Below are 19860 nucleotides of genomic sequence, written 5' to 3' on the forward strand. Positions count from 1 at the left end.
TACTCAGATCACCTTCGACTGGGTGCGCAGCAAGGATACCAGCTCATGTGCCACTTCGGCAGGCTCACCCTTGAGAATGACTCCTGCACTGCGTTCCGGCGGCAATGACAATTCGCTTTGCTTCGTTGCTGGCTGAATGTCGCCTTCCGATAATCCGAGATCATCCAGCGACAGCGTCTGAAAAGGCTTCTTCTTGGCCTTCATGATACCTGGCAGCGATGGATAGCGAGGTTCATTCAACCCCTGCTGTGCCGTGAAGATAGCAGGCAGCTGAACCTCCAGCACTTCGAGATCGCCTTCGGCGTCCCGGTGTACTTCAGCCGTGGTACCGTTCAGCGTAAGTTTGGTGATGGAGCCGGTATGGGAAATACCGAGGAGACGGGCAAGGCGAATCGCCACTTGACCTGAACCGCGGTCCACCGAGAAATTGCCGCCGAGGATCAGATCCGGGCTTTCCTTCGACAAATACGCATGCAGCACCTTCGATACCGCATACTCATCGTCTGGAATCCGCTCATCGGAGATCAGTACGGCATCATCAGCACCCATCGCGAGCGCGGTCCGAAGGGCCTCTGCGGTACGATCCGGTCCGACGGACAGGAGTGTTACGCTGCCGCCATGGTCATCCCGAAGCTTCACGGCTTCTTCCACAGCATATTCATCATACGGATTGATTACAAATTTCACCCCATCCTCGGCAATCGATCCGTTTTCAATCGTGATTTTTTCCTCTGTGTCAAAGGTCTGTTTAAGCAGTACTACAATCTTCATCGGTTAAACTCTCCCTTCAATATGAATATCAGCAGGACTTATTGTCCGCTGGAAACACCGTTCAGAAAAAAGCTGAGCGTCTCCTCCGCCTGATCGGACAGAGAATATTTGCGGCCGGAGATCAGCCAAGAGGTTACCGCTTCGTCCATGGCGCCAAATATCAGGTTGCGCACCAGCTTGATGTTCAGGTCGGAGCGGAATTTCTGTTCTTTAATGCCCTGTTCCAGGATATTCTCGATCAGCACAATATATGGCTTAAGCGCGTTGCCAATTTCCTTCCGCAGCTCCAAATCGCTCTGCCGCAGCTCAATCTGTGTGACATAAGCGAATTCGGGATTGCTCTCCAGCTCGGAAAAATGAATGCTGCACACCGTACGCAGCGCTTCCACCGCGTCCGCGGTACCTTCCACACTTTCGTGGAATTTGCCGACCAGCTCGCCGAGCTTCTCCTGGAACAGGCAAATGAGGATATCCTCTTTCCTCTTAAAATACAAATAGATGGTGCCGTCAGCTACGCCGGCAGCCTTGGCAATCTTGGATACCTGGGACCGGTGATAGCCGTTTTCGGCGAATACTTGCAGGGCGCCCTGGAGAATAAGGTAATATTTATCATTTTTTTTACTTGTCATATGCTCACCCCGATGTTAGAATACAGTTAAAATTATGAATGAATACTCATTCATTTCTTGTATCCATCATAAAATACGTTCATGTCGTTGTCAACGATGGGTTGCGAAGACCCGGGAATTTGATGAAGCAGGCGTAGAAGGGCAGCAATTAAGGCGTTCATATCAGAGCAATCGACAGCAGTTCAACCGGAAGAAACGAAGCAGCTGGGTATCCGTTAGGCTAGTACAGATGAAGTGATGCAGCTAAGAATTCATGTTCGGTTTAGAGTGGTCGGCAAGGCACGATGTGGAGGTCTATTTTTGCAGCTCCAATGAAAGCGCTTCATATATTTGTCCCGACATGGACACCATGACGATCCGGATTGTGGAAGGAGTGAACGAGTCTTCGAAATTAAGACTGCACTATTAGAAGAACCAGGGCAGATGATTCTAACGCAAGGGGCTGAAGAGAGATGATTCTACAACTAATCAACGCGCTTCTCTTTGTCGGGATCACCGGCTGGGCAGTGTACATGTTCGCTACGGTGGTGTATCGACGGTACCTGTATATCCGTCTGGGCAAGCCAGCGAATTTGAAGAAGGATATGAAGGAACGCCTGAGCCAATTCGCCATTCAGGTGTTCGGACAGAGCAAGCTGTTCAAGGACCGCAAGAGCGGTATCATGCACTTTATCGTTTTTTATGGTTTTATCATTTTGCAGTTCGGTGCGCTCGACATTATATGGAAGGGGCTGTCAGGGCACAGCTTGCCGATTCCGGGGCATGGCGGCTTCATCCTCATGCAGGAGATAACGGTGACACTGATCCTGCTGGCAATCGGTTATGCGGCTTACCGGCGTTACGGCGAGAAGCTGAAGCGGCTGAAGCGAGGGTGGAAGCCAAGCATTGTCGTGTTTTTCATCACGGCGCTGATGGCCTCGGTACTGCTGACGATGGCTTTTGAACGGCTTCGGGAAGGACTGGCGTGGTCGGCGATGGCGCCCATCTCATCCAGCATTGCGGCTGTTTTCACCTGGATGCCGCCGGTGGCGGTCACGGTTGGTTATTTCGTGTTCTGGTGGCTCCATCTGCTTATTCTGCTGTCGTTCCTCCTCTATGTACCGCAATCGAAGCATTTTCACCTCATTACGGCACCGATCAACATCCTGGTACGCCGCACGGATCCTCCAGGCAAGCTCAGCAAGCTCGATCTGGAGGATGAAGAGGCCGAGGAATTCGGGGTGGGCAAGATTGAGGACTTTACGCAGAAGCAGATGCTCGATTTCTACGCCTGCGTGGAGTGCGGAAGATGCACTAACGTATGTCCGGCATCGAATACAGGCAAGCTGCTATCGCCGATGCACATGATTGTCAAGCTCAGGGATCATCTGACGGAAAAAGGAGCCGCACTCACCTCCAAATCGGCGTGGATGCCGGCGTCGGTGTTTGGATCGCCTGGTGTTCACTCCATGGCTGCTACGGATCTGGCTCTTGTCGGCTGGAAGGGCGAGGGGATTACTGATATCGGTCCGACGATGGACGTGCAGAAGAGCTCCTGGCATCAAGTCGAGGGGGTAGACCCGAAGGACGTTCAATTGATCGGCGGCGTCATGACGGAGGAAGAGATCTGGGCATGCACCACCTGCCGCAACTGTGAGGATCAATGTCCGGTAGCTAACGAGCATGTCGACAAAATCGTGGATCTCCGGCGCCATCTCGTTCTGATGGAGGGCAGCGTGCCGCAGGAAGGACAGCGCGCGATGCAGAACATCGAGCGTCAGGGCAACCCTTGGGGGATCAGCCGTGCGGATCGCAGCAAGTGGGTGAAGGAGGTTGATCCCGAAGGAACTCTGGAGCTGAAGATTCCTACCGTGAAGGAGAATCCGGATTTTGATGTGCTGTTCTTTGTCGGGTCTATGGGCTCGTATGACAACCGCAGCCGCAAGATTACCCGGGCCTTCGTCCGATTGATGAACGAAGCAGGCATCAACTTCGCCATTCTTGGCAACGAGGAGAAGAATTCGGGCGACACGCCGCGCCGCATGGGCAATGAATTTCTGTTCCAGCAGCTGTGCATGGAGAACATCGAGACGTTCCAGAAGTACGATGTGAAACGGATTGTCACAGCTTGTCCGCATACATTCAATATTTTCAAGAACGAATATCCGGAATTTGGTCTCACGGCCGAAGTGATTCACCATACGGAGCTGCTGGATCAGCTGGTGAAGGAAGGACGTCTTAAGCCACAGTATCAGGTTCAGGAGAAAATCACGTATCATGACTCCTGCTACCTTGGGCGTTATAACGACGTGTATGATCAGCCGCGCGATGTGCTGCGCGCCATTCCGGGCGTCGAGCTGCTGGAGATGGAGCGCAGCCGGGAGAACGGGATGTGCTGCGGCGCCGGCGGCGGTCAGATGTGGATGGAAGAGGACGCTGGCAAGCGCGTGAATCTGGCGCGTACCGAGCAGGCGCTGTCCGTGTCGCCGACCATGATCAGTTCGGCTTGTCCGTTCTGCCTGACGATGCTGGAGGATGGCACGAAGCTGAAGGAAGTGGAAGAAAGCGTCAAAACGCGAGATATCGCGGAAATCTTGGAATTATCCGTATTCGGTCTATCTGAAATCCATGAACAGGAGGTCGTTGTGCAATGAGTAATACCATTACCAAAGAAGTCGTCAGCGGTTCCGGTGTCGCAGGTCGAAACATAACCAAAGCAGCCGTAATCGGCTCTGGTGTCATGGGGTCGGGTATTGCCGCCCATCTAGCCAATGCAGGAATTCCCTGTCTGCTGCTCGACATCGTTCCGAATTCCTTGACCGCCGAGGAGGAGAAAGCCGGCTTGACGCTGGATCATCCCAAGGTTCGAAGCAGGCTTGCAGCCAAGGCCGTTGCGGCACTGTCTAAATCCAGCACGGCCCCGCTGTACAGCGCCGACTTTGTGAGCCGGATCACGCCGGGGAACACGGAGGATCATCTAAGCCAGTTGAAGGATGCGGACTGGATCATTGAAGTGGTCACGGAGCGTCTGGAAATCAAGAAAAGCATCTTCAAGCAGATCGAAGGTGTGCGTAAAGAAGGGGCCATCGTCAGCACGAACACCTCCGGTATTTCCGTTAATGCCATGGTCGAGGATTGCAGCGAGGAATTCCGAAGTCATTTCCTGGGGACCCATTTCTTCAATCCGCCGCGTCATATGAAGCTTCTGGAGATTATCCCGGGCTTTGACACCGATCCGGATATTACGAAGTTCATGGTTGAATTCTGTACGAAGCGCCTTGGCAAAGGGGTTGTTCTGGCAAAGGATACGCCGAATTTCATCTCGAACCGGATTGGCACCTACGGACTCCTCGTTACGCTACAGGAGATGGTGAAGAACAGCTATACGGTGGAGGAAGTGGATGCGGCCACGGGTCCGATTCTGGGACGCCCGAAGAGTGCAACCTTCCGTACGCTGGATCTTGTGGGCATCGATACGTTTGTCCATGTGGCGAGAAATGTTTACGACTCAGTGCCGGATGGCGCCGAGAAAGACGTGTTCACGGTACCTGATGTGATGAATGAGCTTGTCACCCGCGGCTGGATCGGAGAGAAGGGCGGCCAGGGTTTCTATAAAAAAGTGAAGGGCGATAAAGGCAGTCAGATCTTATCGCTCAACCTGTCAACGATGGAGTACCACCCGAGCGCCAAAATAAGCTCCGCTTCCATCGAAGCTGCGAAAGCGGTGAAGGGAGCCAAACGGAAGATCAAAGCATTCCTAAGTACGCAGGATCGCTACTCGGAGTTGGCCTGGAATGTATTGAAGCAGGTGCTTGTATATGCTGCCGATAAGCTTGGTGAGATCGCGGATTCCATTCAGGACATCGACAACGCGATGAAATGGGGCTTCAACTGGGAGCTCGGTCCATTCGAGACCTGGGATCTGATCGGACTGCCGGAATCGGTGCAGCGCATGGAAGCAGAAGGACTGACCGTCCCAGCTTGGGTGAAGGATTGGATTGCCGCCGGGAATAAGACCTTCTATCAGCAGAAGGACGGCGAGGCGTTCCATTATTTCAAAGGCGAGTACAAAGGGGTGGAAGTTCAGCCGGAGCTGATCTCGCTGCAGACTTTAAAGTCGCAAAACCGGATTATTCGCTCAAACACGGGCGCGAACCTGATTGATCTTGGGGATGGTGTAGCGTGTCTTGAATTCACCTCTCCGAATAATGCGATTGGTGCCGATATTCTGGTCATGATTCAGCAGAGTGTCGAAGAGATTCGGGCGAATTACCGCGGGCTCGTGGTCGCAAACGAAGGCCGCAACTTCTGCGTTGGCGCGAACCTGATGCTCATGCTGATGGAAGCGCAGAGCGGTGACTGGGATGAGGTGGATGACATCATCCGTCTGTTCCAGGGCAGCATGATGAAGCTGAAGGGGCTGGAGAAGCCGGTTGTGGCTGCGCCTCACCGGATGACACTCGGCGGCGGCGTGGAAGCGTGCCTGCCGGCCGACCGAATCATCTTCTCGGCGGAGACGTATTTCGGTCTCGTGGAGACAGGGGTGGGTCTCATTCCGGCAGGCGGCGGCTGCAAGGAGCTGGCGCTCATGACCAGCAACCGGCATCCGGATGCGGACCATGATCTCCAGCCGGAGATCAACAGGATCTTCGAGATGGTGGCGATGGCGAAGGCATCGACCAGCGGACATGAAGCGATCCGCATGGGTTACGGACGCAGCGGAGATACGGTGGTCATGAATCAGGATTACCGGATCTATGAAGCGAAGCAGGCGGTCCTTGCGATGGACCGGGCAGGCTATGTGCCGCCACAGCCGGGCAAAGCCCGCGTTGTCGGCCGCGACGGCCGTGCCGTGCTTCAACTGGGCGCCATCGATATGAAGCGAAGCGGCTACATCAGCGATCATGATCTGCTGATCGCGAGGAAGCTGGCTCATATCCTGACAGGCGGCGACGTTCCGGCCGGAACTGTAGTAAGCGAGCAGCACCTGCTCGACCTGGAACGCGAAGCGTTCCTCAGCCTGCTCGGCGAGGCCAAAACCCAGCAGCGCATGCAGCATATGCTGGCTAAGGGCAAGCCGCTGCGTAATTAGGAGTGATGAGAGCTGTTTTGGAGAGAGCTTCTTTACAGTTAAAGATTAGCTATTATTCGTCAAGTGCGATTCGATAAATCAACCGTGCATACAGTGCGTGGGTGGCAGTTATCCGTGCTGTTGAAGTTAGATCATGGAGGCTCTTGAATTAGCTCCACCCGTTACAAATTCATATCATGGCCGATTAGTGTCCAGCAATCATATCCGAATTGGATTCAACCATTTCAAGTTGATGAGGTGAATGGCATGAGAGAAGCAGTCATAGTATCCCTTGCCCGTACTCCGGTAGGGAAAGCAAAGAAAGGAAGTTTCGCCCAGACGCGCGTAGAGGATCTTGGCAAGGCGGTATTGGAAGCCGTCATTGAGCGCGCGCCGGGTCTAAAAAAAGAGGATGTCGAGGACATCATTCTCGGCTGTGCAATGCCGGAGGGTGAGCAGGGTCTCAACGTAGCGCGGATCATCTCGCTGTATGCAGGATATCCGGTGACGGTCCCTGCCCTGACCGTCAATCGCTTCTGCTCCTCGGGACTGCAAGCGATCGCCTTTGCGGCAGAGCGCATTATGCTTGGCCATGCGGAAGTCATCGTGGCAGGCGGCGTCGAGAGCATGAGCCATGTGCCGATGACCGGCTTCAAGCCAGCACCGCATCCGACAATTGTGGAGGAGATGTCTGAGGTATACATCGGCATGGGACACACCGCAGAGGAGGTGGCCCGCCGCTTTGGCATTACCCGCGAAGCGCAGGATGCCTTCGCGGCCAGCAGCCACGCTAAGGCAGCGGCTGCCATCGCTGAAGGGAAGTTCCGGGACGAGATCGTGCCCGTGAACGTATCGCTGGCTGCCGCGGATGAGCAGGGCAAGGTCCGCAGCAGCAACTTCGCCGTGGATACGGATGAAGGGGTGCGGCCGGATACCTCCCCGGAGGTATTGGCAAGGCTCAAGCCGGCCTTTGCCCTCGGAGGTTCCGTTACCGCAGGCAACGCGTCCCAGACGAGCGACGGTGCAGCAGCCGTAGCCGTCATGAGCCGCGAGAAAGCGGAGGAGCTGGGTCTCACGCCGCTGGCTACCTTCAGATCATTCGCCCTGGCGGGCGTTGAGCCAGAGATTATGGGGGTAGGACCCGTTGAAGCGATCCCGAAAGCGCTGCGCATGGCAGGGATCGAGCTGGATCAAGTGGATGTGTTCGAGATTAACGAAGCGTTCGCTTCGCAATGTCTGCACATCATCCGTGCCTTGGGCATTGACGAGAGCAAGGTCAACGTCAATGGCGGTGCCATTGCGCTCGGTCACCCGCTCGGCTGCACCGGCGCCAAGCTGACCGTCAGCCTCGTCTCCGAGCTCGCCCGCCGCGGTGGCGGCTACGGCGTCGTGAGCATGTGCATCGGCGGCGGTATGGGTGCCGCCGGAGTGTTCGAGGTGCACGCCGCCGGAGCGTAAGGAGGAGGTAGTGATAGAGGGAAGAGGGACTTGGAGCGTCTCAGCCGGGGTGAATTCCCGGAACAAGTCCCTAAAAGGGACTTGGAGGCGCTCAACCGGGGCCAATCCCCGAAATAAGTCCACAAAAGGGACTTATACCTCCTGACCAAGGTGCTGAAGGCAGGGAGGGATAGCCACAGTCTAGTATCGGTGAGATCACCTGAAATAGGGATCAACACCTCTATACCTCAACAGTAGTTGATCCCTTAAAGTAGAAATTCCAGATTTTCAATCTATCAATTTCTGTCACGTCACTTATCTGTCTTTGTGCGATATCCGCTCCGTACACGGACCGGGCATCGCACCACTTACTCCAAACCACAGGCGAATGCAATGATAGCCGCAAGTTGGGGGCTTCCTGCAGAGCGTCAGCCCAGCGGAGAGGGCGGAGTTGTACTGGAGAAACGAAGTGGTCGCCTTTGATTTTGGATTTCTACTATTAATAGACCCATTCCGGAAATCCAAAATCAACAGCGATCGGAAGGACAATCCGCACGCGCAGCGACCGGTACTATCACCGGATGTACTTGATCGATCGAATGGTCACATACCAGTACAATCCGCGCACGCAGCAACCAGTATTTTTTCACAGCCATGCATTTAAATAGCATCCCAGCACCACCAAGGCAATCCTTGTTTTTCGCCTAATTCCACATTCCGAAAGGGGAAACCAATCATGAGCGATAACCAAACCAAAGAACCGAAAATCAAAGGCGGCAGCTTTGTCATCGACAATCCCGATGTGCAGCGCATTCTGACACCAGAGGATTTCACGGAGGAGCACCGCATGATCGGTGAGACGGTACGTGACTTTATCGAGGGCGAAGTGGTGCCGCATGATGAAGAGCTGGAGAAGCTGAATTATGAGATGACGGTAGACCTGCTTCGCAAAGCCGGTGAGCTGGGTCTGCTGGGGGCGGATGTGCCGGAGCCGTTCGGCGGCATCGGGTTGGATAAAGTCAGCTCCACGATTATTAACGAGAACCTGGCCAAAGGCTCGTCCTTTGCCCTTTCGTTCGGTGCTCATGTCGGAATCGGCACGCTGCCGATCGTGTTCTTCGGCACGACCGAGCAGAAACAGAAGTACCTGCCGGATCTCTCAACCGGTACCAAAATCGCAGCTTACTGTTTAACGGAGCCGACCTCCGGCTCAGATGCGCTGGGTGCCAAAACCACGGCACGCCTGTCCGATGACGGAGAGTATTATATTTTGAACGGATCGAAGCTATATATAACTAACGCCGGATTTGCGGATATCTTTATCGTATACGCCAAGATTGACGGAGAGCACTTCACCGCGTTCATTGTCGAGAAGGAGATGGAAGGCTTCACGCTGGGGCCGGAAGAGAAGAAAATGGGCATCAAGGGCTCCTCGACGCGTCCGCTCTTTTTTGAAGACGTTAAGGTACCGAAGGAGAATCTGCTGGGCGAGATTGGAAAAGGACACCGGATTGCCTTTAACATCCTGAACATCGGACGGTACAAATTGGCAGCCGGAACCGTTGGTGCAGCAAAGGAATCCATTGAGCTGAGCGCGAAATATGCTAATACACGCAAACAGTTCGATACGCCAATCTCGCAGTTCCCGCTCATGCGCAAAAAGCTGGCTGAGATGAACATCACCGCCTTTGTGATGGAGAGCATGGTGTACCGTACCGCAGGACTACTTGACGAAGCGATGCAGGACATCGATTACAACGGAGAGGATGCGGGAATCCACTCGGCTGCAGCGATCTCCGATTATGCGATTGAATGCTCGATCAACAAGGTGTTCTGTTCGGAAGGACTCGATTTTGTGGCAGATGAAGGGGTTCAGATTCATGGGGGCTACGGGTATATACAAGAATATAAAGTGGAACGCATCTATCGCGACTCCCGCATCAACCGCATCTTCGAAGGCACGAACGAGATCAACCGGCTCCTGATTCCGGGTACACTTGTGAAGAAGGCCATGAAAGGCGAAATCGCGCTTCTGCAGAAAGCGCAAAGCCTCCAAGGCGAGCTGCTGCAGCTGGTGCCAGGTCAAACCTTTGAGGGCACACTGGAGCAGGAAGCGCACTTCCTGGACATGAGCAAGAAGATTTTCCTCCTCGCTGGCGGTCTGGCGGTTCAGAAGTTTGGAACGAAGCTGGAGAAAGAACAGGAGGCCTTGTCCAATCTGGCGGATATGATGATTGATATTTATGCCCTCGAGAGTGCACTGCTCCGTACCCGCAAGCAGATTGCCCGCACGTCGGAGGAAAAAGCAGCCAGCATGATCGAGATGACGCAGGTGTACGCATATGAGGCGTTCCAGCGCATGGAAGCACTCGCAAAAGAGACGCTTGCCTCGGTTGAAACCGGCGATATGCTGCGCATGCAGCTGTCGGTGCTCAAGAAACTGACACGCAGCAATCCGGTTGATACGGTGGCGCTCAAGCGCAGCATCGCAGCACGCGTAGTCAAGAACGAACGGTACACGGTATAAACCGCTACCTCAACAGAGAGAGATTTTTCTTGGAGTAGGAAAGAAGGAGCATTCCTTAGGAAAGGGTTGGTTTTGTATGGATGCAAAGCCTTGGCTGCCGTTTTATCCACCGGAAGTAGCCCCCGCTTTTGATTATCCGAAACAGAATTTGGCTTCATTTCTCGTGACGTCGGCGCAAAAGTTTCCGGATCGACCGGCGATGTATTTTATGGGCAAAACGATCAATTACAAAAGTCTGCTGGAGTCGTCCTACCGTATGGCGAACGCGCTCCGCAGCAAAGGGATCAAGAAGGGTGACCGGGTAGCGATTATGCTGCCCAACTGCCCGCAGGTGGTCATTTCGTATTATGGCGTGCTCCTTGCCGGAGGCGTGGCCGTGATGACAAACCCGCTCTACATGGAGCGGGAAATCGCGCATCAGATGAAGGATTCCGGTACCAAAATCATCATCACCATGGATATGTTTGTGTCCCGGGTCGAGAACGTGATTGAGGAGACGGAGCTGCAGCATCTCATCGTCACATCCGTGGCGGACTATCTGCCGTTCCCCAAGAACCTCCTGTATCCGATCAAGGCAAAGAAGGATGGTCCTCTTCCTGTTGTCCATTACAGCGACCGTGTTCATGCCTTCAAAAAGCTGCTAGCCGCCTCTTCGAATGAACCGATCTGCGAATCCGTGAACGCCGAGAAGGATTTGGCCCTGCTGCAGTACACCGGCGGCACGACCGGTGTCCCGAAAGGCGTGATGCTGACGCATATGAATCTGATCGCCAATACCGTACAGTCGGCGAACTGGTGCTTCCAGGTCGAGGATGGGAAAGAGCGGTATCTGGCGGCACTCCCCTGTTTTCACGTGTTCGGGCTGACGGTACTGCTGAATCAAGCGATCTTTCGGGCAGGCTTGCTGATTCTGGTACCGAAATTTGAAGTGACCATGATCCTGGACCTCATTAAAAAAATGAAGCCGACACTCTTCCCGGGCGCGCCGACCATGTACATTGCCCTGATCAATCATCCGCGGATCAAGGAATATGATCTGTCTTCGATCAATGCCTGCGTCAGCGGCTCTGCCGGGCTTCCGGTTGAGGTGCAGGATAAATTCGAGGAGCTGACGAAGGGCCGGCTGATCGAAGGGTATGGCTTGACTGAAGCCTCGCCAGTTACCCATGTGAATCCGATCTGGGGAAGACGAAAAATCGGCTCGATCGGCGTTCCGGTTCCGGATACCGATGCCAAGGTGGTCGACCCGGATACGGGCGATGAAATGCCGATCGGCGAACCCGGCGAGCTGATCGTGAAAGGGCCGCAGGTGATGATGGGTTATTGGAATCGGCCGGATGAGACCTTTGAGACGCTTCGCAACGGCTGGCTGTTCACGGGCGATATGGCAACGATGGACGAAGAGGGGTATTTTACGATCATCGACCGCAAGAAGGATATGATTATTGCAAGCGGTTTCAATATTTATCCTCGGGAAATCGAGGAGGTGCTGTATGAGCACCCTTCCGTGAAGGAAGCGGTAGTCGTTGGAACCAAGGACGAATATCGCGGAGAAACGGTAAAAGCGTATATCGTTCTGAAGGACGGGGCTTCCCCGGACCCTTCGGGCCTTGAGAAGTTTTGCCGCAGTCAACTGGCTGCGTACAAGGTGCCGCGTCAGTATGTGTTCCGCGACTCGCTGCCGAAGACGATGGTAGGCAAGGTGCTGCGCCGCAAGCTCCTGGAGGAGGAAGAGGAAGGCAGACCGACAGGCTGATGCATGGAATGGGTCATGTTGGATGCTGTCGAGACGGGCGGATTTAATGGAGAAATCGGTCGGAATTATCCCGGACGCAGACCGTTTGCCGTGCAAGCCTCGATCGGGATGGGAGCGATCGGAATTTCACATCATTACTCCATAAATGGTATGCGGCAGGAATGGAGACCGTATGTAATAATGTCATAAGAAAAAAAGGAGGCGGCCTGATGAATCATACCAATACCAACCCGGACACGAAGGCCGGACAGCCGGAATTCGACCGTGAGGCATACATGGAGGCCATGACCAAAGCGGCAGAGCCCACCTTCTGGGGATATCTCGGCTGCAAGCTTGCGTCTGCCAATTCGGAGGCGGTTGTTGTAACCCTGGATGCACAGCCTCATCATATGAATATGATGGGGATTGTGCATGGAGGCGTGCTCTCCTCATTGATGGATAATGCCATGGGCATTGCGGTCATGCTGGAGCGTCCCGGCGAGTCCACGGTAACTAGCAATCTTAACGTGCATTTTGTCATGCCCGCCAGGGCAGGAATGCTAACCGTAACGGCAAGCATTGTGCACCAGACCCACCGTTCGGTGACAACGGACTGCAAGATTACGAATGAGAAGGGCGATCTTGTCGCGATCAGCACGGGGTCGTTCCGGGTGAAATAAAGCAGCGCGGCTGCTATGGAACCGATGGTCTGTCATCCTTATCCTTTGAAGGAGAAGGAGGCAGGCCGTTTTTTAAGCGGATTATTTTTTAGGGACATGCATTGAAGCATGATAGACGTTTAAATCTCACTAGGAAGCTCTGATAGGGGAAGAAACCGGTCAAGCAGGGAACAGAATGTTCCGGTCCTTGTTAATCCCTGTTATTCTTGTCAAGGCGATAAAGCTGTGGTACAATGAAAATGCTGTTTTTCATGTAGAATCTAGAATGTCTCTTAAGATAATAAATTCAGATGTTTACATACGTAGGAGGTGGAAGTCATGGTTATATTTTTTGAAGTGTTGCTTGTTATTTTTTCCATCGGGTTGATTACTGTCGTTCTTCTCCAAAAAGGGAAAAGCGCAGGTCTTGCCGGTGCCATCTCCGGCGGTGCGGAACATCTTTTTGGTAAAACGAAGGCTCGCGGTATGGATCTCGTACTGCAGCGCACAACGGTAGGTCTTGCAGCTGGATTTATGATTTTGGCCATCGTTGTTGCTATGTTGAAATAACAAGAATGTTACCCTCGCTTTTTCACTCTTGGAAGAGCGGGGGTTTTTTATTTGCCTAAAAAATGTAAAATTATATCTTTCGTATGGTCCGAAGGATACCGCAGATTAATTTCGTGTATACTAGGGTATGTGTATATGAAGGTAAAGAATGGATAGAGGAACGATGAAATTGCAGGTTCCCCGAGGTGATAATCATGATAACTGAACAAATTTTACTGGACTTTATGCGGGAAACTGCATACAAACCGATGACGTACCAGGAATTGGAACAACATTTTGCGATTGAAGACGCCCATGAATTCAGGGAGTTTCTGAAGCTGCTGAATGAGCTTGAGCAATCCGGAAAAATCATCCTGACGAGCACCCAGCGCTATGGCGTGCCGGAACGGATGTCTTTGCTGCGCGGACGTCTGCAGGCCCATGCGAAGGGCTTTGCTTTTCTGATTCCAGACGACCGGGAGCACCCGGATGTGTACATTCATGCCAATGATCTCAAGAGTGCCATGAACGGAGATATCGTCTTAATCAAGATTAGTTCCAAACATAACGACGGCGGCAAAATGGAAGGCGAAGTTGTCCGTATCTTGACGCGCGCTGTGACGCAAGTGGTCGGCGTGTTCCAGAACCATGAAGCCTATGGCTTTGTGCTGCCGGATGACAAACGGATCAACCGGGATATTTTTATTCCGAAGCATGCCATAAACGGTGCTGTTGATGGCGTGAAGGTTGTGGTGAAGCTGGTCAGCTATCCGGAAGGAAGAGCTGCGGCTGAGGGCGAAGTTGTGGAGATTCTGGGTCACAAGGATGATCCGGGCATCGATATTCTGTCCATTATCCGCAAGCACCAGCTGCCGGAGGGTTTTCCGGAGGAAGTGCTGGCCGAGGCGGATGCAGCGCCGGATTCCATTACGGAAGATGAGATTGTACAGCAGGGCCGCCGCGATCTGCGCGGGCTGAACATTGTGACGATTGACGGCGAAGATGCCAAGGATCTCGATGACGCAGTGAATGTAGAACGTTTGCCGAACGGGAACTTCCGTCTGGGCGTTCATATTGCCGACGTCAGCTATTACGTGCGTGAGCGCTCTGAGCTGGATAAGGAAGCCTACAACCGCGGATGCAGCGTCTATCTGGTGGATCGGGTGATTCCGATGCTTCCACACCGTCTGTCCAACGGGATTTGCAGTTTGAATCCGCAGGTGGACCGTCTGACGATGTCCTGCGAAATGGAATTTAACGATCAGATGAAGGTCGTGAAGCACGACATTTTCACCAGCGTAATTCGTACGAAGGAACGAATGACGTACAATAATGTGCGCAAAATTCTGGTGGATGAGGATCCCGAGCTGATCGAGCGCTACAGTGACCTCGTCGATGATTTCCGCTTGATGCGTGAGCTGGCGCTGAAGCTGCGGAATCGCCGGATGCGCCGTGGCGCGGTGGATTTTGATTTTGTGGAATCCAAGGTTATCGTGGATGAGAACGGCAAAGCCGTGGATATCGTCAAAAGAGAACGCTCCATCGCGGAGCAGATCATTGAAGAATTCATGCTGGCCGCCAACGAAACCGTGGCTGAGCATTTCCACTGGCTCAAGGTGCCGTTCATCTACCGGATCCATGAGGACCCGGATCAGGAGAAGCTGCAGAACTTTATGGCGTTCGCGGCCAATTTCGGGCATCAGGTGAAGGGACGGGGCAACTCGATCCATCCGCGCGCCCTGCAAAACCTGCTGGAGGATATTCAAGGCACGAAGGAGCAGACCGTGCTCAGCACGATGATGCTCCGTTCGATGAAGCAGGCGAAATACGATGCGGAGAGCACGGGCCACTTCGGCCTTGCGGCAGAGTATTATTCCCACTTTACGTCTCCGATCCGGCGTTATCCCGATCTGGTCATTCATCGGGTCATCCGGGAAGTGCTGGAGAGCGGCGGCGCGCTCAATGAGAAGCGCCACGAGCATCTGTCCGGCCGGATGGCTGACATTGCGCAGCAATCCTCGGAACGGGAACGTGTGGCGGTGGATGCCGAGCGGGATACGGAAGCCCTCAAGAAAGCGGAGTTCATGCTGGATAAGGTCGGTGAAGAATTCGAAGGCATTATCAGCAGCGTGACCAGCTTCGGCATGTTCATTGAGCTGGAGAATACGGTTGAAGGCTTGATTCGTCTCAGTGCGATGACCGACGATTATTATCATTTCGATGAGGGTCATATGGCGCTCATCGGGGAGCGGACCTCGAAGGTATACCGCATCGGTGATGATGTGAAGGTTCGCGTGGCGAAGGTGAACATGGACGACCACACCATCGATTTTGAGATGGTGGATATGAAGCCGCGCCGTCAAGGGCGCGGCGAAGGCGACCGCGGCGGCAACGGCGGCCGCGGGTTTGGTGCCCGCGACGGCGCAGCCCGCGGGGGTAAGGGCCGCGGCGGCAAGCGCAGCCCGGGTGAAGGCGGCGCGCCAGGCGGACGCCGCAGTGACAGCGCCGGCGGCCAGGGCGGCCGCGGCGATGGCGCATCCGCCGGGCGCGGCAAGCGCGGCGGCGGTGAAGCTGCTGCCGAGACGGGCGAGCAGCCGTCGCAGGCGTCGAACTTCGCCTTTGGCTCTGGCAAAGGCGGTTACACCTCCGCGGGCGGCGGCGCCCTCGGCTTTGACCGCAATGCCCGCAGCTCAGGCGGCGCCGGTGGCAAGAACCGGCGCAAGAAGACGTCGGGCAGCGGCATCTTCATCGGAGCCGGAGCAACGCCGGGCGGTGCCAGCGGTGGAGGCAACTCCGGCGGCAATGGCTCTGCTGGAGGCGGCGGTGGCCGCAAGCGGAAGAACAAGGGCGGGAACAGTACAGCTGCTTTTGTCCGCAAGAAGAAAAAGTAAGGTTCCACTTCCCATCTGACGCTGGAGAAGCTTGCCCCGCCTTGCTTTTGGAGGCAGACGTTTGATACAATGGACTTCTGGTGAGATTGCATATTGGCGGTCTGCCGGAAGTCCTTTTTTCATAAACATTGTTGACGACAAGGGGTGAGACCATGGGTAAGAAAAGTGACGGGAAGGTTCTGGCCCAGAACAAAAAAGCTTCCCATGATTATTTCATCGAGGATACGTATGAAGCCGGGATGGTGTTGACCGGAACGGAGATCAAATCCATACGGAACGGCCGTGCCAATATTGGAGATGCGTTCGCAACCATTCGGAATGGCGAGATTCATATCCATAACATGCATATCAGCCCGTTCGAGCAGGGGAACCGCAACAACCCAACGGACCCTACGCGGACACGGAAGCTGCTGCTGCACAAGGAGCAGATCCGCAAGCTGCTGGGCCTGTCTAAGCAGGATGGCTACGCAATCGTACCGCTGAAGATCTACATCCGTAACGGCTATGCGAAGTTACTGCTGGGCCTCGGTAAAGGTAAGCGACAGTACGATAAGCGCGCCGATGCCGCCAAGAAAGATGCACAACGCGATATCCAGCGTGCGTTGCGCGAGAAGCAGAAGATCGCAAGGTAATTACGGTTATCCGTGGCTTGCGTTTAAGAAATCGGCATCATGTTTAATGAACGTTGTGGGATGGCAGCTTTTAGCTGTGTTACCTGCAATGTATATATCAATTTGATGTCAAATGTGATATACTAAGTGATGTAAGTGAGATCAATAAGATCTTTGACAATCAGCATACAGTTGGCGCATTCTTCTTTCTTGGAGGGAAAGAGTCTGCGGCATAGATCGACTGCTATGGCTGAATATTCTTTGATTTAATCCGATAGCCCTTTTTGGCAGGAACGCCAAGGTGCAAAGCACCGGCATTTCTCCAACTTAAGGGGGCGTTTTTGGATTCGACGGGGATAGTTCGGGCATGAGTAGCGGGTAGTGGGGACGCGTCCACTTCATCAACGCTAAAGCCAATTAAACGGCAAACAACAAAACAACTACGCTTTCGCAGCTTAATAACCTGTGAGCGTGCTCTCGCTCTGTATCGCCCATGTACCGGGATGAGGGCTCAACTTTAGTGGGATACGCTGTCTAGTCTCCGCCTGGGGCTAGCTGAAGAAGACAATCAGGCTGACCTGAAGGGAATCCGGTGACAGGGAGTTCCTAGGGTGACATCAAATCTGTCACTACACCCGTAGAAGCTTGTGTTGTCGTTATCTTCGGACAGGGGTTCGACTCCCCTCGCCTCCATACATATAACCCGCTCATTGAGCGGGTTTTTGCTTATTTTAGAGCAGATTTATAGACAATTTGTAGACAAAAGGATAACTGCAATAGCTCAAGATAGGAAATGTAGATGTATATGTTAGTATTAGAAATATATTTTGGGTAAATCCCAATATATGTAGCCCCCGATTTGGTTATTTTTTTTCAGTTTCAATTATTTAAAATGGAGTATGTGTTTTATTTATTCTTCAAGTGTATCTTATTTATGGAACTATCTTAAATTGAAGGTATCCTATTATCAATTAAAGGTAAGATTTTTCTTTAAGTTCTCTTCTTTAAGTAATCCAATTCATACATTAATTCACTGAGTTTAAGTAATTTCCACAGATTAATAACAAAACATAGTCTGCTGTTCTGATGGTTTTCATAAATACTGAGAAAGTCCACTGTGATGCCATAGAAGAACTAGAAATAAAAAAGGGATTTTCAAAGTTATGGAAGGTGGGGAGGCTACCTTTCAACTTTCGAAGAGATACCGCATTGACTAAGGAAAAGGCAGTAAGTGAATAGCCACCTAAGTAATGGGTTTTCAGAAATAGGAACTAATACACGCATCTTTAGTTTCAAACATATAAAGACACAATGAATGCATCACTGTTCTTAATTAGTTAAAGGTCGGTTTATAATTCCAATTTAGAGGAAGATAGAAATTTGTGTAGAAAAAATATACCTAGGTAAAAAGTAATAGGTTTGAATTGAATTGTTAAAAGGATAGGAGTGCAGAATGCTGAGAGAGTTAGATGCTATTTTAAAAAGATAGAATCAGGCTATGAAAAGGTGACAAGACTGGTTGAAATGGTTAATTGCCGGTATACTCACAAAGAAATTATTTTGAATTCGTTATCTAATGAAAAATAATGAATCCCAGTTGTAAGGTGAGCAATATCTCTAATGGAGAGGGTCAGGGTAAAATTGAAAAATCGATTTTGGGAATATTATTTGATACGCTATCTTGCTGGAACGATTTTTGGTGTTATAATTCTTTTCTATTTGTTTTATAACTATCACGATTATATAGGAAACTCGTTCCAATTTAAGAGTAAGGATGGGGAAGAAATACATCAGGAGGTGTATAGCCTGTTATTTAATACTACCTTTGAATTTGAGGGAGTATCTCCAGATAAGGTTAGATTAGATAATAGAGAGGTTGTCGTTGAAACTTCAAAAGAAAATAGTTCTTTGGCCCGAGTGGCCGAAATTACAGTAAATGAAGTGACAGTTTTATCGATGGTGATCTTATTAGTGGCTGGTTTTTTATACATGTATATTTCAAGTATGTTTGTACTCTTCCTTCATACATTTAGGTTTATAATTTTTGGCTTAATAAAGGGGGGGAGAAAATCACGCCTATATGTGTTTTATTTAATATTGAGCCGAGTTAGGGCGGTTGGTAAACAGTCTATAAAAGAAGAAACCAATAAAAATAATAAAGAAGATAATAGCAAAGAGCCGAGTAAAAAAGAACGTTGGGTTAACGAATATGTTGAATCTTACAGACATTTAAGAGAACATGGTAATGCTTTTGGAATTTTACTATCGGAAATGCTGTTTGCTTACTTTCTTATCAAAACAGATTTCAAGATTTATGGGCTTGCTTTATGGATTCTAATTGGATTTCTTTCTTGGTGGGTCGCAACCTATATGGAGGTGAAGCTACAAAAAAATCATGAACATAGGTTTAGAAAAGAAAATTAAGATGACTTGGTTTATTAGGAACTTTGTAGACAAAACAAATAAAAGCAAATAAGTTTAGGTACACAAGGTGAAATTATAAAGTTCAATAAAGCTTGTTGCTTAACTGCCTTTTAGGCTTAGTGACATAGCCAGGTATATATCAAGCATAAAAGAAAGCTGTTCGGCTCCCTCGCCTCCATAAAAATACTCGCTCAGTTGAGCGGGTTTTTTTATGTAGCTAGGAAACCATAAATTCTTAGTTTCGTTGTCATTTTAAAAACAAGTGCTTACCGTTGCGTCAAGCATTTGCACACATTCTAGTGAAAATAAAGCATAAGTATGCGGTTTAGATTAGGGATTGGTGTTTCGTATTGATATCAATTGAAATATGTAACTTACGGAGAAAGTCAGTGACTGATTAATAATATGCAGCCAATATGGTTGTGAATTATCACTTAGAATGTGAAGCTTACATTAATATGGTATAAGCATACTGAAGTTTAATCAATAAAGAAAGATTCTTAGAACTTCATTGGTTTATTCGCGGTTATGGACGTTAAGTTGAAGTGACGGTGAGAAAAATAATTATCTCTGTAGA

13 protein-coding genes and 1 other RNA gene are annotated in these 19860 nt (G+C 51.4%); 12 read left to right on the top strand and 2 right to left on the bottom strand.

Translation table 11 applies throughout. The features are described 5' to 3' along the window. Positions 1-3: 3 nt before the first annotated feature. Entirely contained in the window at positions 4-771 is a 768-nt protein-coding gene (locus tag M2277_RS09115) for an electron transfer flavoprotein subunit beta/FixA family protein (RefSeq protein ID WP_063478309.1), read from the bottom strand. A 38-nt stretch (positions 772-809) separates the two neighbouring features. Further along, complete coding sequence (locus tag M2277_RS09120) at positions 810-1400, bottom strand: TetR/AcrR family transcriptional regulator (protein ID WP_036644349.1); 591 nt, start codon at positions 1398-1400, stop codon at positions 810-812. Positions 1401-1852: 452 nt separating this feature from the next. Here M2277_RS09120 and M2277_RS09125 point away from each other — a divergent pair, with 452 nt between their 5' ends. From M2277_RS09125 to M2277_RS09180, 12 genes are all read left to right on the top strand, one after another. Beyond that, a complete protein-coding gene (locus M2277_RS09125) occupies positions 1853-4033 on the top strand; it encodes a (Fe-S)-binding protein (RefSeq protein ID WP_280754626.1) in 2181 nt (726 codons plus the stop codon). Continuing rightward, entirely contained in the window at positions 4030-6471 is a 2442-nt protein-coding gene (locus M2277_RS09130; RefSeq protein ID WP_280754627.1) for a 3-hydroxyacyl-CoA dehydrogenase/enoyl-CoA hydratase family protein, read from the top strand. The genes M2277_RS09125 and M2277_RS09130 overlap by 4 nt, the downstream gene beginning before the upstream one ends. 246 nt (positions 6472-6717) lie before the next feature. Further along, entirely contained in the window at positions 6718-7908 is a 1191-nt protein-coding gene (locus M2277_RS09135; RefSeq protein ID WP_006207639.1) for an acetyl-CoA C-acyltransferase, read from the top strand. 715 nt (positions 7909-8623) lie between these two features. Beyond that, positions 8624-10414, top strand: a complete 1791-nt coding sequence (locus tag M2277_RS09140; protein WP_148248445.1) for an acyl-CoA dehydrogenase family protein — start codon at positions 8624-8626, stop codon at positions 10412-10414. Between the two features lie 76 nt (positions 10415-10490). Next, positions 10491-12170: a long-chain-fatty-acid--CoA ligase gene (locus M2277_RS09145; RefSeq protein WP_036644357.1), complete on the top strand. Its 1680-nt coding sequence runs from the start codon at positions 10491-10493 to the stop codon at positions 12168-12170. Between the two features lie 3 nt (positions 12171-12173). After that, positions 12174-12359: a hypothetical protein gene (locus M2277_RS09150; protein WP_006207641.1), complete on the top strand. Its 186-nt coding sequence runs from the start codon at positions 12174-12176 to the stop codon at positions 12357-12359. A 20-nt stretch (positions 12360-12379) separates the two neighbouring features. Further along, positions 12380-12829, top strand: a complete 450-nt coding sequence (locus M2277_RS09155) for a PaaI family thioesterase (RefSeq protein ID WP_006207642.1) — start codon at positions 12380-12382, stop codon at positions 12827-12829. Between the two features lie 318 nt (positions 12830-13147). Beyond that, the gene (gene secG / locus M2277_RS09160; protein WP_006207643.1) at positions 13148-13378 is read left to right on the top strand and encodes a preprotein translocase subunit SecG; all 231 of its coding nucleotides are present in this window, start codon (positions 13148-13150) and stop codon (positions 13376-13378) included. 194 nt (positions 13379-13572) lie between these two features. Beyond that, positions 13573-16248 carry a ribonuclease R gene (gene rnr / locus M2277_RS09165; protein WP_280754628.1) on the top strand — a complete coding sequence of 892 codons (2676 nt, stop codon included), beginning with the start codon at positions 13573-13575 and terminating at the stop codon, positions 16246-16248. 152 nt (positions 16249-16400) lie between these two features. Next, on the top strand, positions 16401-16880 hold the full coding sequence (gene smpB / locus M2277_RS09170; protein WP_009593386.1) for an SsrA-binding protein SmpB: 480 nt from the start codon (positions 16401-16403) through the stop codon (positions 16878-16880). 310 nt (positions 16881-17190) lie between these two features. Then, positions 17191-17555: a transfer-messenger RNA gene (ssrA, locus tag M2277_RS09175) on the top strand. A gap of 945 nt (positions 17556-18500) precedes the next feature. Further along, entirely contained in the window at positions 18501-19283 is a 783-nt protein-coding gene (locus M2277_RS09180; RefSeq protein WP_280754629.1) for a hypothetical protein, read from the top strand. Positions 19284-19860 lie beyond the last annotated feature (577 nt).

The organism is Paenibacillus sp. LBL (assembly GCF_029893715.1).
GTDB lineage: Bacteria > Bacillota > Bacilli > Paenibacillales > Paenibacillaceae > Paenibacillus_AQ > Paenibacillus_AQ glucanolyticus.

What these genes read in the sequence shown, in the direction of transcription:
- M2277_RS09115 (WP_063478309.1), bottom strand. Translation starts at nt 771, where the DNA reads ATGAAGATTGTAGTACTGCTTAAACAGACCTTTGACACAGAGGAAAAA.
- M2277_RS09120 (WP_036644349.1), bottom strand. Translation starts at nt 1,400, where the DNA reads ATGACAAGTAAAAAAAATGATAAATATTACCTTATTCTCCAGGGCGCC.
- M2277_RS09125 (WP_280754626.1), top strand. Translation starts at nt 1,853, where the DNA reads ATGATTCTACAACTAATCAACGCGCTTCTCTTTGTCGGGATCACCGGC.
- M2277_RS09130 (WP_280754627.1), top strand. Translation starts at nt 4,030, where the DNA reads ATGAGTAATACCATTACCAAAGAAGTCGTCAGCGGTTCCGGTGTCGCA.
- M2277_RS09135 (WP_006207639.1), top strand. Translation starts at nt 6,718, where the DNA reads ATGAGAGAAGCAGTCATAGTATCCCTTGCCCGTACTCCGGTAGGGAAA.
- M2277_RS09140 (WP_148248445.1), top strand. Translation starts at nt 8,624, where the DNA reads ATGAGCGATAACCAAACCAAAGAACCGAAAATCAAAGGCGGCAGCTTT.
- M2277_RS09145 (WP_036644357.1), top strand. Translation starts at nt 10,491, where the DNA reads ATGGATGCAAAGCCTTGGCTGCCGTTTTATCCACCGGAAGTAGCCCCC.
- M2277_RS09150 (WP_006207641.1), top strand. Translation starts at nt 12,174, where the DNA reads ATGGAATGGGTCATGTTGGATGCTGTCGAGACGGGCGGATTTAATGGA.
- M2277_RS09155 (WP_006207642.1), top strand. Translation starts at nt 12,380, where the DNA reads ATGAATCATACCAATACCAACCCGGACACGAAGGCCGGACAGCCGGAA.
- secG (WP_006207643.1), top strand. Translation starts at nt 13,148, where the DNA reads ATGGTTATATTTTTTGAAGTGTTGCTTGTTATTTTTTCCATCGGGTTG.
- rnr (WP_280754628.1), top strand. Translation starts at nt 13,573, where the DNA reads ATGATAACTGAACAAATTTTACTGGACTTTATGCGGGAAACTGCATAC.
- smpB (WP_009593386.1), top strand. Translation starts at nt 16,401, where the DNA reads ATGGGTAAGAAAAGTGACGGGAAGGTTCTGGCCCAGAACAAAAAAGCT.